Annotated in this window: 14 protein-coding genes and 1 riboswitch; of the genes, 10 read left to right on the top strand and 4 right to left on the bottom strand. The window is 58.0% G+C overall.

What is annotated here, in order from left to right; all coding sequences use genetic code 11:
- Positions 1 to 160: 160 nt before the first annotated feature.
- On the bottom strand, positions 161 to 1840 hold the full coding sequence (locus tag ACFFSY_RS15630; RefSeq protein ID WP_377495563.1) for a glycosyl hydrolase family 18 protein: 1680 nt from the start codon (positions 1838 to 1840) through the stop codon (positions 161 to 163).
- Positions 1841 to 2144: 304 nt separating this feature from the next.
- Here ACFFSY_RS15630 and ACFFSY_RS15625 point away from each other — a divergent pair, with 304 nt between their 5' ends.
- The gene (locus tag ACFFSY_RS15625) at positions 2145 to 2309 is read left to right on the top strand and encodes a hypothetical protein (protein ID WP_377495561.1); all 165 of its coding nucleotides are present in this window, start codon (positions 2145 to 2147) and stop codon (positions 2307 to 2309) included.
- Between the two features lie 168 nt (positions 2310 to 2477).
- Positions 2478 to 2570, top strand: a riboswitch (cyclic di-GMP riboswitch).
- Between the two features lie 76 nt (positions 2571 to 2646).
- A complete protein-coding gene (locus ACFFSY_RS15620; RefSeq protein ID WP_377495559.1) occupies positions 2647 to 2805 on the top strand; it encodes a hypothetical protein in 159 nt (52 codons plus the stop codon).
- A 143-nt stretch (positions 2806 to 2948) separates the two neighbouring features.
- On the opposite strand, the gene ACFFSY_RS15615 is transcribed toward ACFFSY_RS15620, so the two are convergent.
- Positions 2949 to 5825: a polysaccharide lyase family 8 super-sandwich domain-containing protein gene (locus ACFFSY_RS15615; RefSeq protein WP_377495585.1), complete on the bottom strand. Its 2877-nt coding sequence runs from the start codon at positions 5823 to 5825 to the stop codon at positions 2949 to 2951.
- A gap of 410 nt (positions 5826 to 6235) precedes the next feature.
- On the opposite strand from ACFFSY_RS15615, the gene ACFFSY_RS15610 reads away from it, so the two are divergent.
- The 3 genes from ACFFSY_RS15610 (at position 6236) to ACFFSY_RS15600 (ending at position 9094) form a co-directional block, all read left to right on the top strand.
- Entirely contained in the window at positions 6236 to 7402 is a 1167-nt protein-coding gene (locus ACFFSY_RS15610; RefSeq protein ID WP_377495557.1) for an MFS transporter, read from the top strand.
- Between the two features lie 213 nt (positions 7403 to 7615).
- On the top strand, positions 7616 to 8785 hold the full coding sequence (locus ACFFSY_RS15605) for a PstS family phosphate ABC transporter substrate-binding protein (protein ID WP_377495555.1): 1170 nt from the start codon (positions 7616 to 7618) through the stop codon (positions 8783 to 8785).
- A gap of 108 nt (positions 8786 to 8893) precedes the next feature.
- Positions 8894 to 9094: a hypothetical protein gene (locus ACFFSY_RS15600; protein WP_377495553.1), complete on the top strand. Its 201-nt coding sequence runs from the start codon at positions 8894 to 8896 to the stop codon at positions 9092 to 9094.
- Positions 9095 to 9176: 82 nt separating this feature from the next.
- Here ACFFSY_RS15600 and ACFFSY_RS15595 read toward each other — a convergent pair whose 3' ends face one another.
- The gene (locus tag ACFFSY_RS15595; RefSeq protein ID WP_377495583.1) at positions 9177 to 10289 is read right to left on the bottom strand and encodes a glycoside hydrolase family 88 protein; all 1113 of its coding nucleotides are present in this window, start codon (positions 10287 to 10289) and stop codon (positions 9177 to 9179) included.
- A 228-nt stretch (positions 10290 to 10517) separates the two neighbouring features.
- Here ACFFSY_RS15595 and ACFFSY_RS15590 point away from each other — a divergent pair, with 228 nt between their 5' ends.
- The gene (locus tag ACFFSY_RS15590) at positions 10518 to 11396 is read left to right on the top strand and encodes an AraC family transcriptional regulator (RefSeq protein ID WP_377495551.1); all 879 of its coding nucleotides are present in this window, start codon (positions 10518 to 10520) and stop codon (positions 11394 to 11396) included.
- Between the two features lie 193 nt (positions 11397 to 11589).
- Here ACFFSY_RS15590 and ACFFSY_RS15585 read toward each other — a convergent pair whose 3' ends face one another.
- Positions 11590 to 11973 carry an SET domain-containing protein gene (locus tag ACFFSY_RS15585; protein WP_377495549.1) on the bottom strand — a complete coding sequence of 128 codons (384 nt, stop codon included), beginning with the start codon at positions 11971 to 11973 and terminating at the stop codon, positions 11590 to 11592.
- Positions 11974 to 12208: 235 nt separating this feature from the next.
- Here ACFFSY_RS15585 and ACFFSY_RS15580 point away from each other — a divergent pair, with 235 nt between their 5' ends.
- Genes ACFFSY_RS15580 through ACFFSY_RS15565 form a run of 4 tightly spaced genes read left to right on the top strand, consistent with a single transcriptional unit; the run spans position 12209 to position 14693 of the window.
- On the top strand, positions 12209 to 12613 hold the full coding sequence (locus ACFFSY_RS15580; protein WP_377495547.1) for a hypothetical protein: 405 nt from the start codon (positions 12209 to 12211) through the stop codon (positions 12611 to 12613).
- The gene (locus tag ACFFSY_RS15575; protein WP_377495545.1) at positions 12610 to 12819 is read left to right on the top strand and encodes a hypothetical protein; all 210 of its coding nucleotides are present in this window, start codon (positions 12610 to 12612) and stop codon (positions 12817 to 12819) included. The genes ACFFSY_RS15580 and ACFFSY_RS15575 overlap by 4 nt, the downstream gene beginning before the upstream one ends.
- 13 nt (positions 12820 to 12832) lie before the next feature.
- Positions 12833 to 13558 (top strand): glycosyltransferase family 2 protein, encoded by a 726-nt coding sequence (locus tag ACFFSY_RS15570; RefSeq protein WP_377495543.1) that lies wholly within the window; start codon positions 12833 to 12835, stop codon positions 13556 to 13558.
- A complete protein-coding gene (locus ACFFSY_RS15565; protein WP_377495541.1) occupies positions 13551 to 14693 on the top strand; it encodes a glycosyltransferase in 1143 nt (380 codons plus the stop codon). Before ACFFSY_RS15570 ends, ACFFSY_RS15565 begins: the two co-directional genes overlap by 8 nt.
- The last annotated feature ends 2 nt before the right edge of the window (positions 14694 to 14695 follow it).

Below are 14695 nucleotides of genomic sequence, written 5' to 3'. Positions count from 1 at the left end.
CCGCAGTAGACCGAAAACGGCAAATGGCGCTACAGGGATAAGACCCTGTAACGCCATTTTATTTGTTCAATTAGGGGGGGCTTCGGAGTTAGAAGACTTAGAAGACAATTACTAAACCCTTTTGAGACGGCCTCTTGTTGATTCGAAATAAGGGATCGTATTATTGCAAGCTTTGGTAGAGCGAGGCAAGCAGTTCGCCGCCGGACGTATCGTATCCGAGCGACCAGATCATGGCGCCGGCGAGGTTTTGATTTTTGATATACGAAGCTTTGTGGCCGATCGATTCGGCGTCGTCGTAGCTGATGAACGTGCTGCCATTCCACAGATAAGGCACCTTTGAATCTGTGTTGAAATAACGCGTATAGCCGTTCAAGCCGATGTAGGAGGCTTTTAGTTCGGCATAAGTGATGGAGCCCCCGCCGGAGAACGTTTGGTACAACCCATTACCGGCATTCGTCACATTCGTATACTTCGTGCCGTAGAACGGGATGCCCATGACGATTCGATCCGATGGGACGCCGGCTTTCTGGTAAAGGGAGATGGCATCGCTCACGCTGGTTTCCCAAGTGAACTTGCTGGCAGGGTCGCGATAGAGCGGGGCGTTAAAGCCTGTCATCGTCTCCCAGGTGCCGTGAATGTCGTAGCTCATCACGTTGATGTAGTCGGATACGGCAGCCAACTTGGCGATCTCGACGTTGTTCAAGTACGAGCTGCCGGCTGCGGATGCGAACGTGAGCAAGTAGGTTTTGCCGTCTTTGACGCTTTGGGCGTTCAGTTTCTCGCGCAGCTTCTGCATGAGCAGCGTGAAATTCGTTTTGTCCTCCGGACGGTTGATATTGCCCGCCGCTCCGCCGGCCACCGGATACTCCCAGTCGATATCGATGCCATTGAAGCCGTAATCGACCATAAATTGGACCGCGCTAGCCGCGAATATCTCCCGATTCGTTTCATTCAGCGCAGCATTCGAGAACTGGGCCGAACCGCCCCAGCCGCCAATAGAGATGAGCGTTTTCAACTGCGGGTACTTCTGCTTCAGCTTGAGCAGCTGGTTGAAATTGCCGTAGAACCGATCCGTGGCCAGATCGTTCGGGAAGCGCTTCTGGATATCCGCATACGGATCGCTCATGGTGACTTTAAGATCGGTGCCGACGTTCGCGAACGCGTAGTTGATATGCGTCAGCTTACTGCCGTCGATCGAAGCTACCTGCAAGCCGTTGTACGTCGACCAGCCGGTGTAATAACCGATGACGCGCTTACCGGAGACGATTGCCGTTGTAGTTGCTGAACTTGCCGTCGTTGTTGCCGGAGCTGTCGCCGTTGCCGTCGAAGTCGCCGTCGAAGTCGTCGCTGCCGGAGCTATTGCCGTTGCCGTCGATGTCGTCGCCGACGCTGTCGCCGTCGTTGTTGTAGGCGTCGTTGTGGTGGCTGTCGTAAGCGTGGTTGGCGCGGACGCCGTAGTTCTGACCGTCAAGGGCGTGCTTGCGGCAGATACGTTCCCGGCGGCGTCGGCCGCTTTGACGGTAAAGGCGTATTGCGTTCCGGCGAGCAAGTTGTTCACCGGGAATGCGGTCGTCGTGACAGAACCGATCTGAGACGTCCCGCGATAGACCAGATACTTGGCAACGCCGACGTTGTCGGTCGATGGCTTCCAGCTCAACTGGAGAGCGGACGAGGTGACGTTCAGCGCGGTTAAGCTTGTCGGCGCTGTGGGGGCTTGCCGGTCTTTCGCGGCGGCGAACACGCTGGGACTGGCGTTAATCGTGAATAAGAAGGAGAGCAGAAGAAGGCTGAGCAAACGGGCGTAGCGGCGTGTCGGCGTAATCTGTGGCTGACTTGACATGATGTCCCTCCGATAGGTTGAGTGTGGTGCTGCTAGATTGATAGCGTCATTATAACAGTTCGATTTCAATGAAAATATATATCGAAAGACCCTTGGCAAAAGGAATACAGGGGAAAATATTAAAGGTTGCAAGAATCGATCGTACTAGTCCGAGAGTCGTGATATCAGCTGTAATTGCGGCGTTTTCCTTGCTTCCTCTAATTCCCGGTTTGTCGAAAATCGTCTAATTGCGAATAAGACAACAATTGGCAGCGGACACTACAGGACGAATCGTTGGAATGCAGCGCGAAAGGAGGTGGAGCGGATGGTCGACAAAGCGACGCTCTTCGGCGATAGTCCGGAACTGGATGAGCTTGGCACGCGTCATGCCGACGTGACGGATTTTCATCGTGCTCGCCTGTCTGAACAACCTGTGTCGGCGCAGCCGCCGCTTGCGCCGGGCATCGTCGACGAGCGTGAATTGGAATAGAACGCCCGTCTTATTCGCGAAGAAGCCGCTAGGCGCAATGGCCTGCGGCTTCTTCGCGCAAGCGTGGAGGGGTCAGAGGAGGCGTTCTTGATGAGAGCCGCTATTAATTTCCCGAGATGGGCTAGTCAAGGAGGACGTTTGTCCTGTACAATATGGTTATGAAGATCTACTCGACAATGGCAAACCTGGCGAAAGCCAGCGACGCAAAGCTAGAGGGACTTGCGGGGCACAACAAGCCGCGTATGTTAGCCAGCTGCCGAAGGGAAGCATCCGCGTTCTTCCTTTTCCGGAATCGCATGGAAGAGTGGTTTTCGAACCAGAACGAGGAGGAATCGGAATGAACGAAATGATGCAAGAAGCGCCTATGGTCACGCTTAGCGAGTTGGTGGGGGACGAGAGCGTCTACGAAATGCTGCAGCGTATGCAGTCGATGAGCAAGCAGGAGCTAGAAGATTTGATGGAGTCGCTTGAGGTGCTCGCTTTACATACGTACTAGACTTGACAATGTACGTCATATTGATAGTGGGATGAGCAGCCGCTTGCGGCTGCTTTTTTTTATTATCCGGTAGGCCGACTGGAAATAGGTGGAGAGGAAGCGCGACCCCCGCCGGAAGCGGATGCCGCGCATGGTTGATTATTCTATTGCACGAGCACAAGCACAGGCCGGCTGACCTCCGATGCGTGTTCTTTAGAGCCGTAGTTCGCCCAGCCGTTGGCGCCTTGATTCGACGCGCCTGCAATCCGGATCGATACTTTCTTATCGCCTGCGATGGCGGCATTGACTTCAGCGGTGATGTCGATCAGGGCGGAGGTGCCAGCTGCTGGCACGGTCCAGGAGCCGAGCAGCGCGCCGGAGGCGGGCTTGTTGCTCCACGTGATCGTGCTCTCGTCCCAGCTGTCGCTCGCGGCCAGATAAGCTTGATGCAGGATGCCGGTCATGCCGACGCTGGTCGGCGTCAGCTGCAGCTTGGCGCTCGCGACGGGGCCGCTGACGCCCGCAAGGTTGAAGCGGACGAACGATTCGCGCGCATAACCGGCGCCGTCGTTCTTGACGACGAGCGAGGCGTCAGCGCCGAAATTAGTGCTAGCGCTCGCGCCGTCGCGAACATAGGCGTCGGCTTCGGCGCTGATGTTCGTCACGACCGCGCTGCCGAGCGCAAGCTTCGCCGTGTACGACTTGCCGAGCGAGCCTGCGACGTTCACGTCCAGCTTGATCGTCGGCGCGAGCGAGACGACCGTGACGCCGGGATCGATCGACAGCGCCGATGTCGCCGTGCGGTTAATTTCGATCCGGATCGTACCGGTATTCGCCTGCGTCGGATCAGCCGTGGCTACGGTTAACTCCCCGCCTGCTTCGGTGACGGTGACAGATGACTTCTTGTTGCTTGTCAAATAGGCGATGCCGTTCACGTTAACTGTCTTGACGGCATCGTTCCAGAAGTTCGCCCCGACCGTCCCCGAAGCGGCGTCTCGCACGGCATGCGCGGAGGTCGTATTCTCCAGCACGCTGATATCCGGAGCAGCCGCGTAAGCAGCCGTGGCTGAAGCTGTCTTGTTCGGGAGAATGACATATGCATACGTTGCGCCGTTCGGGTTGTTCCCATGGTCGAAGGCTAGGCTGAGGAACCGGTTCGTGACTTGAGCCGTGCTTTGGCCCGTATTGATCTGGCTCCAGGCGCCGGTCCGCGTCTCGCGCAGACCGCTGACCGCCGACGGCGTCGGGAAGTAGTAGCCGATATCCGACCCTGCAGCGCTGCCGGCCAGATGCGCCCAGCTGACATTCGTCATGGCCTCCGTCCAGCCGGATGCCGTCGATTTGGCCGTGCCGTTCACCGTGAGCGCGTTCGTGCCGGCGCTGTTGAGCTTGCGATTCTCGATAATCGTTTCGACCCTTTTGTTGTCGGTGCTTGTGATGCCGGAGCCAATAGCCGCGACTTTGTCCCCGAAGAGGAACCACGACTTCTTGCCCGCGAGCGTCGTGCCCGTCACGGGGGTCATCGAGAAGTCCATGCCGACTGACGCGCTGTCACCCAGCATGGAGCCCCCGACCCAATTGCGGTTGCCGGTGTAATGCTTCGAATTGACCGGCGTTGCGCTCACGGCGCCGTCCGTCGTCGTCCCTGGCAGCCGGTACATGTCGACGGTCGCCCAGTAGTTGCCGCCGAACTGGCTTAAGTCCCCATTATAGAGCGAAGTCATACCGGCTCCCGTGTACCAGCCTTTGCCATTCTCGCCGTTGATGTATTCGAAGGCCGAGATGCGGCTTGAGAATAAGGATAGGCCGAGTGCGTACGTCGGCCGCAGCTGCACCGCCCTGTCCATGCCGGCGAATACATGCGTCTTCACGAGGTCGCTGCCGGCCGATATGGAGTTGTCCGCCATGAGCGCCTTGACACGGACGATGTCCGATACGCCCATATCTGCGTAGTAGTTGGCGAACGTCGTATCCTGCGCAATCCAGCCTTTGGCGATCTGGCGAATCTGCAGCGCCTTGTCGGCAGGCGCGCCTTCCGCCAGACGCACGAGCGAGACGATGATGGACCGGCCGGCTTCGTGGTCCTCGGATTCCTCGCGGGAGATGGCGCGCCCGCGTACCATGTCCATGATCGCGCCTTTATACATGACCGGCTGGAACGAGTCCGTCACCCACTTGTACACATTGCCGAGATTGGCGTCCGTGACCTGCCAAGTGGAACCCTGCAGTAAGTAAAGCAGCTTGGCCATATCGGATATCAGGACGCTGCCATAACTTCCAGTATAGGCCACGTCGGTATGTTGAACGAACGAGCCATCCGTATAGAACCCGTCGCCGTCGGTCACGTACAGCAGCGTCTGGCTGATCGCGTTGCGTCCTGCGGTCAGCTTGGCGGCGTCTTTGCCGATGACGCCCGCGACCGCGACGATGAGCGCTTTGTCGAGTCTATTGGCGCCAGTCTCCGTCACCGACGGGGAGATCGTTCGTTTCGTCGGATCGGGGCAGAACTTCTGGATGGCGTTCAAATAGTTCGTCCGCTGAGCAGACGTCAAATCGTCATGCATTAACGTCATGATATCGTTCAATATGAGCGGCGTGCCGATCTCCCAGTCCCACCAATTGCCGGTTTCGCTCTTGGTCGTGTTGTATTTGTTCGCGAACAGCCAATCGAGCGCGGCGGCGATGTCGCTCTTAAGCGCCGCGTTATTTTGCAGGGAGGAGCCGCTTGTCGAATAAGCAATCGCCATCGTCTTGAGCCGGTTATAGCTGCCGGTAATCGTGCTGGACGCCGACCAGTCGGCCAGGTCGCTCCATAGCGCCGTACGGCCGGCAGACTTGTCCAGCGACGTCCAGAAGCCGTTTGCTTTTGACGTCGTCGATTGAATCGAGGCGGCAATGTCCGCATCGGACGTATTCACGGAGGCGCCGCCGACGAGAAGCGCCTTCCATTTGGTCCGCAGACCGTCGTATTCGTCCGCCGCGCGGGCGGACGGTGCGAACAGTCCGAAGGAACCTCCAAGAACGAGCACGAACGAAAGCATCAAAGCGAACAACCGCCTTTCCGAATGACGAGGGAGCATGATCAAAACCCCTTCCTGATATTGTAAGCGCTTCCTAATTATCAGCCGACAAGCGTCGCCGCTGCGAATTGTTCGGTTGGAAGCCGCTTATTTGTAAGATAGCATCAATTAGAATAATGAAACATGCCCATAATGCGCGAAAACTTGTCCATTTGCCATGGGAGGTACGATCAGGAAACGATGCTGCGTGTCTAACGGGAGAACAGGCGAGGTGAGCGCGGGAACGAGGTGTCTACGCCGAAAGTCTGAAAGGCGGCTCATACGAAAGTCGAAGGCCGTGTTGTGGAAAATCCGTCCTGTTGGCGATGCTGCCGAACATTCGTAGCGCTACAATTGGCTTAACATCGGATACGCTTTAGGAGGAGAAGGATATGGAACGTTTATGGACGAAGCCCTTCGTGACGCTCACGATCGGCATGTTGGCGCTATTCACCGGATTTTATTTTCTGCTGCCGACGCTGCCGCTGTTTATTCAGGATTTGGGCGGGTCCCAGACGCAGGTCGGGTTGGTTAGCGGCGTCTTCACGCTGACGGCCGTCTTGTTCCGCCCCTTCGTGGGCGGGATGCTGGATCGGTACGGACGAAGACCCTTCATTGTGTGGGGACTGCTGCTATTCGCGCTGGCGATGTACGCCTACGACTGGGTCGGCGGCATTGCGGCGCTGCTGGCGCTTCGCTTCTTGCACGGGCTAAGCTGGGCGATGTCGACGACGGCGGTCGGCACCGCGATCACGGATATCATCCCGTCAGAGCGCCGGGGCGAAGGGATGGGCTGGTATGGGCTGGCCATGACGATCGCAATGGCGATCGGACCGATGGCGGGTCTGTGGCTGATCGAGGAAGGGTCGTTCCGCGCCGTCATTCTCGTGGCGACTGGCTTGTCTGTATTAGCGCTCGCGCTTGCATTCGCCGCACGAACGCCGTTCCAGCGCTCTGCGGAACGTAAGCCGATGAAGCTGTTCGATCGATCGCTGCTGCCGATTACGATCGCGATTTTGTTCCTCGCGGTCGCCTACGGCGGCATTACGACATTCCTGTCGCTATTCGCCGTATCTATCGGCGTGAACGCCGGTCTGTTCTTTCTTGTCTATGCAATCACGATCACGCTGGTACGTCCGATTGCAGGCAAGCTGTCCGATCGGTTCGGGGAGGCGGGCGTCATCATACCTGCGCTGATCGTCACGGTCGCGGCCTTGATCGTGTTAAGTATGGCCGCGGGCACGGCCGGCGTCGCGACGGCCGCCATTCTGTACGGGCTTGGATTCGGTTCGGCGCAGCCCGCGCTGCAAGCCTGCGCGCTCCGGATGGCGCGTCCGGACCAGAAAGGGGTGGCGAATGCTTCCTTCTTCACGGCGTTCGACCTCGGCATCGGTCTTGGCTCGATCGCGCTCGGCGCCGTCTCGCAATTTGCCGGTTATCCGGCGCTGTTCGCCGTCTGCGCGGGTTCAGCGGCGCTCTCGCTCATCGTCTTCGTAGCCGCGGTGCGCGGGAGGCTGACGAACAGTCGGCAAGCGGCGGGCGAAGAGGTGGTAGCGTAAGGTTATTGTCTACAGCATATCAAGCGGCGCGTCCATGTCAGTCATGGGCGCGCCGCTTGCGTATGCGGAATGACGGATGTAAAGTTTTCCTTAAAACGCAGAAGTTTGGAAGGTATTGGAATCTACTCGTCAAATATCAATACGTCCGCGTCCATAACGGCGCTGGCCGTGTGGTGTGCGTCTATACACGATCATAAAATTGGGAGTTGTAGCATGAGTTGGTCTACGGTTGTACGCATTATTGTCGGAGTGCTGTCGGTGATGGCAATCGGCCTGGTCGGGTTTATCGGGCTGCTCATGTCGTCACTGGGAGGGTCGCACTTCTATTCGATTCTGAGCGCGGTGGCTGCAATTGGGCTCTCCGTCCTTGTCATCGCGCGGTTGATTCCGCGAATCTCGCTAAAGTGGCTGCGCGTCTTCACGGCTTTGTTTGCGGCGGGACTTCTGATTGCGGTCGCCGTCCACGAAGGCTTCCAAGCTTACGAGAGCCGATTTGCGCTCGTAAAAGAAGGAAAGGTCGATCTTATGGAATACGAGCCGTTCGCGGATAGGACGAAGGCGGCGAAGCTTCGCGAGCCGTCCAAGCTGTCGTTATCGGGCGATCTGCCGACAATTGACGGGGCAACCGCGCTCTATCCGCTGTATGCGGCTTTCGTGCAGGCGACTTACCCGGCGGGGGCGTATGATCCATATAAAAGTAATGTCGTGTGTAGCGGGACGGAATTCGCCTATGAGCGTTTGATGGACGGCGAGACGGACATCATCTTCGCCGCGGCGCCATCCAAGGAGCACATTGCGATGGCGAAGAGGAAGGGCGTCAAGCTGGAATTGACGCCGATCGGCCGTGAGGCGTTCGTGTTCTTCGTGCAGGCGGACAATCCGGTGAAGGGTCTTGCGCTTGCGGACATTCGGCGCATATACAGCGGCGAAGTCACGAATTGGCGCGAGGTCGGCGGCAAGAATGCGGCCATTCGGGCTTTTCAGCGGCCGGAGAACAGCGGAAGCCAGACGATGCTGCAGAGCATCATGAAGGACCACCGGCTGATGACGCCGCCGAAGGAGACGGTTGCCGAAGCGATGGAAGGCATTATCGAGCAGACGGCGGATTACCGCAATTACCCGAACGCCATCGGCTTCTCGTTCTTGTATTACGCCACGCAAATGGTCGGTAACGGGGAGATCCGGCTGCTGGAGGTGGACGGCGTACAGCCAGACCGCGACTCGATCGCGGATGGCACCTACCCGCTAACGGCCGACTTCTATGCGGTGACGGCAGGGACGGACAACCCGAACGCGAAGGCGCTTCTAAGCTGGTTTCGCTCGGAGCAGGGACAAGAGCTGGTTGAAACGACGGGGTATACACGGACGGCGCTCGTTCGATAGACTATAACGAAGTGAACTTAGGTGCATCGCCGCACGGTACAGTGATCGCAAAGAGGATCGCTCGAGACACGCGTAGGCGACGTACTTGGCGGAGAGGATGATGACGCAATGGAACAGAATTCAAGCAGCTGCGCCGTTCGCCGCGTTGGCATCGTGCGAACGATCGGGCCGGTTGAAGCGGAGCTGCTGGTGAACGGGAAGGCGATCCGTGTGCCGACCGGCAAGCTGGATGCGCGCGCCGCGGCAGGAGATGCCGTGAACTGGGACGGGAAGTACTGGGTGCCTGAATCAGCGCGGCGGGAGGACTAATGGCAAATGCGCAAGAGGCCCTCTGGCGGAGGGCCTCTTGCGTTGAGGAGCTTGGGCGCCGATTAAGCGCCCGAGATGGGCATTAATACATCCGATGCTTCCAGCCGCTCAATTTGGCGAAGCTCTCCGCGTAATAATAATCGCCATAGATGAGCGAGCCGTCGACGAAATGATTTTGCGGCTTGTGACCGGTGCCGTGAAGAAGGATCGCTTCGTGCTCCGGCTCATCCCATGTCGCGTACCGTTCTGTCAGCGAGTGCAAAATCCGATGCGCCGCGGCGAGATAACCGTGCTTCTCCTTATCGGGAACGGCATCGGCGATCTCGAGCAAGCCGGAGGCCGCGATGGCGGCGGCGGAACTGTCGCGCGGCTCGTTCTCGAAGGTATCCAACCGGAAATCCCAGTACGGCACGTGGTCATCCGGCAGCGAAGCGACGAAGTAATGGGCGATTCGCTTGGCTGCATTCAAGAAGCGGACGTCCCCGCTATGGCGGTAGGTGTTGGCGAAGCCGTGCAGCGCCCAAGCTGTGCCACGGCTCCACGAAGAGTCCGCGGCGGCGCCTTGCCCTCCGAAATTCTCCAAGTACTCGCCGCTGGTTGGGTCGAACGACAGTATATGTTTGACCGAGCCGTCCTCGCGGATGCCGTATTGCAGCGTTGTCTCGGCGTGCCGGATCGCGATATGCCGGTAGCGCGGATCGCCCGTCGTCTCGCTCGCCCAGAACAGCAGCGAGATGTTCATCATGCAGTCGACGATCGCCCAGCCGTAATGGTCGCCGTTCCAGGCGCGGATGAAGCCGCCTGCGGGATTGAAGCGGGCCGCCAGATAATTGGCGCCGGTAAGGCCGCGCCGCAGCGCTTCGCCGTCCCCGGTCAGCTTATGCTTGATGACGGCCGTCGCGAGGAACTGGAAGCCGACGTCGTGGTGAAGGTGACCATCCTCGCGGGAGAACCAGCGCTCAAGCGTCTCGTCCCAATGCCACGCGGCGTCCCGGTACTGCGTGCCGCCCGTCATGTCATGCATGAGCCAGAGCAAGCCCGGCCAGAAGCCGCTGGTCCACCAGTCGGTGCCGGTGCTGTCGTATTTGCCGTCCACTCCTGCAAAATGAGGACATTTCTCGCCGATCTGGTCGATCATTCGCGTTACCTTGCGATCGAGCCGATCCATTACGGTTGCAATATAAGCTTCATCCATCATCGTAATCTCCTCCTTTAGGTGCGAGTTCAAAAAGCCGACAATTCAGCGCCAAGAAGCCTGAATCAGCAAGATTCGATACCGACATACTCCTTGATCTGCTTCGCGATCAATTGGCGACTTATTGAACAACCTCTCCATGGCTCTAATTGTAGCGCCGGAAGGGAGACGGAAGTTATACTAGAATGTAATAAAATGTTGTGATATTGCGCAATGTGGAGGCCAGCGATGAAAAGGCTGTTCGACCCGATTCTCTTCGATGGAAAACGGGAAACGTGGTATTACCGGTCCAGTTCCGACCGGCATTTTAACGGATACTACCATTGGCATCAATGCTGCGAGCTGCTGTTCGTCCATGAAGGCAAAGGCCGCATCGTGGTGAATCGTCAAAGCTACGAGATCCGAAGAGGCATGCTGTTCTTCTTCCAACCTTACCGCCTCCATCATGTGCATGCGAACGTTAGCGTGGAGTCCCCATACGTCAGGTCGGTGCTCTATGTAGAGCCGTCCGCGCTGGCGGCCGCGCTTAGGCCGTTCCCGCGCCGCCAGGCGTTCTTCGACGAACGGGTTCAAAACCGGGATGCCCAAGCCGTCTACGACTTGGGCGACCTCGCGGATCAGGTCGAATGGATGTACGCGCGTTATGAGGCGGGACGGATGCTCGATGAGGGAGAAGCATGGCGAGCCGAGGAGCTGACGGTGCTGATGCTCCAGCTGCTGCAGGCGATGGAAGAAGGGGCGGTCAGGGGGCAGGACCGTCTGTCGTCCGATGGCGGGGACGAGCCGCTGCGTTCGCCTCGGTATTCGGAGCGCGTCATGCAGTGGATCGAGCAGCACTACGCGGAAGATTTTTCGCTTGCGCGGATGGCGGAGGAGCTGCATTTGTCGAAGTTTTACGTCTCGCGGTTGTTTCGCCAAGAGACCGGCAGCAGCATTACGGATTACTTGACGGCGCGCAGAATCAAGCATGCGTGCCGGCTGCTTCGGACAACGACGCTGCCGGTAGAGCGGATCGGCGCGGAGGTGGGGCTGCCGAACCCGTCGTATTTCATTCAGCTGTTCAAGAGGGAAGTCGGTCGGACCCCGCTTAAATACCGCAACGGTTGAGGCCTGTGCCCACCTCGCCAAAAAAACGACCCGCCATGACGGCGGGTCCAGTGCCCTTGCTATCTCATCGCCAGCGGGATCGTGCGGCTTGAGACCGAGTGTAGCGCTTCTTCCTTAAACAAACCTGAACCCCAGATGAGAATCGGATAAAAAAAACCGCGCGGACTGCTAGGGTCCGCGCGGTTTTTTGCCGTTATTTGTTTTTATCCTCGAACCAGATATCGTCCTCGCTGTCGACCTCGCCGCCGTAGTTGATGTAAATTTCATCGCCGGGCGCGATATCGCCGTACGCATAGAAGTCGACGGTATGGTTGTCGAAGTTCAACTCGTAATAGGCATTCGGCTTATAAGAGTGGTTGAACAGCATCCCGTAGCCGAGCAGCAGGGCGGTATGATTGGCCCCATAAGAGAATGCATAGTCGGCGAGCAGCGTCTTCTCAACGTGTTCATGCTGCTCGTTCGGATATGGAATGACCGGCGCGGCGTGAAACAGCGTGCCTTTGGCGATCGGTTCCGTCGCGAATACTCCTCGGTTAAACTCGCCGTCGCTAATTTTGGACGTTCTTACTTCGATCATGGGGTCACCTGCGCGCTTCTTCATAGTATGTGCTTTGCGGTAATGCAAGCATTAACAACTCATTCTAGCCTACCTTGGGTCAGAAGGCAACCAATCTGGCGAGATGCGCCCGTGCGCCGTCTTAACGAATATTTTTGCCGGAAGAAGGCCAACGAACATATCGTATCGCAACGAATTTCATAGATTGTAAGGATCTCTCTTCATTTTCATAGAGAAGCGAGGATAGGAGGAGCCAATGAAAATCATCATTCGCGAAAAAGAGCTGAAGGCATTGTTCGACGGGCTTGCCGGCGTTCTCTATGGACGATCGGTCGTGAGCGGTGGCGGTGAACAAAATGAGCATCCGAAGGCGAAGCTGCTCAAGCTGCTGCGTGCGCTCATCCGGGGAGCTGACGTGCCCGGCGTCCTAGAGTCCGAGCCGATCGAACGCGATCCGGGACTAGGGATGATCCAGGAGACGATGAGTCGCTATCAAGGCAGACAAGCCGAGCTGACGACGCAGGCTGGCCTGGTAGCGGGCGAAATCGCGGCAGTGGGAGGCGATTACGTCAAAATTGCCGAGAGCGGCGGAACTTATGTATTGATTCCGCTGGAACAGATCGTTAGCTTTCATCTCAACGGAAAGCAGGTGATGGAATGATGAACGAGGAGCTTCAAGCGTTGATCGGCAAGCAGGTTCAGGTGGCGAGCGCGCTGGAGACGACGACCGGCGTCGTCGTCTCGGTCGACGGGACCGCCTTAACCCTGCGCACATCCGCGCTGTCCGGATACGAGCTGGGCAGCTATGCGATATTTCAGCTGCGCCGGATTGCTTATATTCGAGTGCTATCATATGCGAATCCGTAAGGAGGTGAGGAGCTTGGCCTATCCGCGAACACCGGGCTTGGTCAGTGTTGTCATGACGGTGTATAACAAACAGGCATATTTGCAGGATTGCCTGGACAGCGTTCGGAGTCAAACCTATCCGCACTGGGAATTAATCTTAATCGACGACGCGTCTACCGACGGCTCATATGAGCTGGCCGCGCGTTGGCTGGACGAGAACGAACAGCTCCTCTCCGGGGGGAGAAATATTTGCGTGCATCGCTTGCCGCGCAACTGCGGCTATGCAGGGGCAATCACTGTGGGCATGTATTTGTCTAAAGGCGAGTATATCGCCTTTCTCGATGCTGACGATCTGTCGCATCCGGATCGGCTTGCGAAGCAGGTTGCCTATTTGAACGATCACTCGCATATCGACCTCGTTGGCACGAATTACGAAGTGTTCGAAGACGGCTATCCCAAGCGGAGAACGAGAGCCAATTGGCTGCGCTACGGCGATCAGATCGGCAAAGTGTACGCCGCGGGCGGGCACTGCATCTGCCATGGGACGGCGATGCTGCGAGGGGCGCTGTTCGATCGGATCGGCGGACATACGCGAAGGATCGAAGGGGCGGAGGACTACGAGTTCATCGCCAAAGTCATCAAGCCGGGCGCCCGCAACGTCGAGAATTTGCCGGAGGTGCTATATTATTACCGGAAGCATGTGCTGCAGCGCTCGCGGCAATATTTCGGCAAGCCGCAATCGGAGCACGGCGATGAATGACCGCATCCGTGTACTCATGGTCATGGACAGCTTGTCCGTCGGAGGCACGGAGACGTATGTGTTAAGTCTCGCGAAAGTTTTCCCTCGCATCGGCGTCCAACCGGTATACGCCGGCGCTGGCGGCGTGATGTACGAGCCGTACGCGCGTGCAGGCTGCCCGATTCATGTTGTGGATTTGGCTGCCGGCTCGCTGCTTGCCCCAGAATGGCAGGAACCGGTCGAACGCGCGCTTGCGCAAATCATGCGTTGGCGCCGTATTGACGTCGTGCATGTTCATCAGACACCTTCAGGCTTGTACGCGGCCAAGGCGGCCGGGAAGCTGGGCATTCCTGTCGTGTTCACCGTCCACGGCGCCTACTATCCGGCCGAGCAGCTGCGCAGCCTAGCGGATAGCGGCGCCGCGTTCGTCAGTGTGAGCAGGCCGGTCGAGGCGTATTTGGCCCGTCAGGGTATCGCGTCGCAGCTCATTCCGAACGGCGTGGACGCTTCCGAATTTTATCCCGAACCGTCCGCGAAGGCGCGCGAGTCGATCGGTATTTCGCCGGACGCGCAGGTCATTGTATATGCCAGCCGGTTGGCATGGGATAAGGCGAGCGCTTGCCTCATGCTGATTCGTGCTGCTTGCGCGCTCCGCCAAGGCGGCATGGGAAGGCTGCGCGTCGTCATCGCTGGGGACGGGAATCAATATACCGCCGTAAAGGAGCTGGCGGACGCGGTCAACGCGGAATCGGGCGATGCGTTCGTGCAAATGGTAGGCAATCAGACGGAAATGCGAAGGTTCTACAATATGGCTGACGTTGTCGTGGGCACGGGACGCGTCGCGCTAGAAGCGATGACTTGCGGCAAGCCGGTGCTTGCGGTCGGCAACCATGGCTACTTCGGTCTCGTCCATTCCGATACCCACGAGGAAGCCTGGAAGTGTTACTTTGGCGACCATGATTCCCGGGAGCGTCCCGACGAGAGGCGCATGGCCGAGGAGCTGGCGGCCGTGCTGGGCGATCCGCGAAGACTTGTCGCGATCGGCGAGGCTAATCGGGCGTGGGCGCTGTCGCGATTCGATATTCAAGACAAAGCCGTCCGGTTGAAGGAATTGTACCGTTCGCTTCGCCGGAACGCGCCGAAGGAGCGTGGATAGAA

Source organism: Paenibacillus aurantiacus (assembly GCF_042431225.1).
Classification (GTDB): Bacteria; Bacillota; Bacilli; order Paenibacillales; family Paenibacillaceae; genus Paenibacillus_Z; species Paenibacillus_Z aurantiacus.
The sequence above is the reverse complement of the archived record's forward strand: the minus strand, read 5'-3'. Positions and strand labels throughout refer to the sequence as shown.

Bases quoted from the DNA above. Each gene is read 5' to 3' on its own strand.
- ACFFSY_RS15630 (WP_377495563.1), bottom strand. From the start codon at position 1,840: ATGTCAAGTCAGCCACAGATTACGCCGACACGCCGCTACGCCCGTTTG.
- ACFFSY_RS15625 (WP_377495561.1), top strand. From the start codon at position 2,145: ATGGTCGACAAAGCGACGCTCTTCGGCGATAGTCCGGAACTGGATGAG.
- ACFFSY_RS15620 (WP_377495559.1), top strand. From the start codon at position 2,647: ATGAACGAAATGATGCAAGAAGCGCCTATGGTCACGCTTAGCGAGTTG.
- ACFFSY_RS15615 (WP_377495585.1), bottom strand. From the start codon at position 5,825: ATGCTTTCGTTCGTGCTCGTTCTTGGAGGTTCCTTCGGACTGTTCGCA.
- ACFFSY_RS15610 (WP_377495557.1), top strand. From the start codon at position 6,236: ATGGAACGTTTATGGACGAAGCCCTTCGTGACGCTCACGATCGGCATG.
- ACFFSY_RS15605 (WP_377495555.1), top strand. From the start codon at position 7,616: ATGAGTTGGTCTACGGTTGTACGCATTATTGTCGGAGTGCTGTCGGTG.
- ACFFSY_RS15600 (WP_377495553.1), top strand. From the start codon at position 8,894: ATGGAACAGAATTCAAGCAGCTGCGCCGTTCGCCGCGTTGGCATCGTG.
- ACFFSY_RS15595 (WP_377495583.1), bottom strand. From the start codon at position 10,289: ATGGATGAAGCTTATATTGCAACCGTAATGGATCGGCTCGATCGCAAG.
- ACFFSY_RS15590 (WP_377495551.1), top strand. From the start codon at position 10,518: ATGAAAAGGCTGTTCGACCCGATTCTCTTCGATGGAAAACGGGAAACG.
- ACFFSY_RS15585 (WP_377495549.1), bottom strand. From the start codon at position 11,973: ATGATCGAAGTAAGAACGTCCAAAATTAGCGACGGCGAGTTTAACCGA.
- ACFFSY_RS15580 (WP_377495547.1), top strand. From the start codon at position 12,209: ATGAAAATCATCATTCGCGAAAAAGAGCTGAAGGCATTGTTCGACGGG.
- ACFFSY_RS15575 (WP_377495545.1), top strand. From the start codon at position 12,610: ATGATGAACGAGGAGCTTCAAGCGTTGATCGGCAAGCAGGTTCAGGTG.
- ACFFSY_RS15565 (WP_377495541.1), top strand. From the start codon at position 13,551: ATGAATGACCGCATCCGTGTACTCATGGTCATGGACAGCTTGTCCGTC.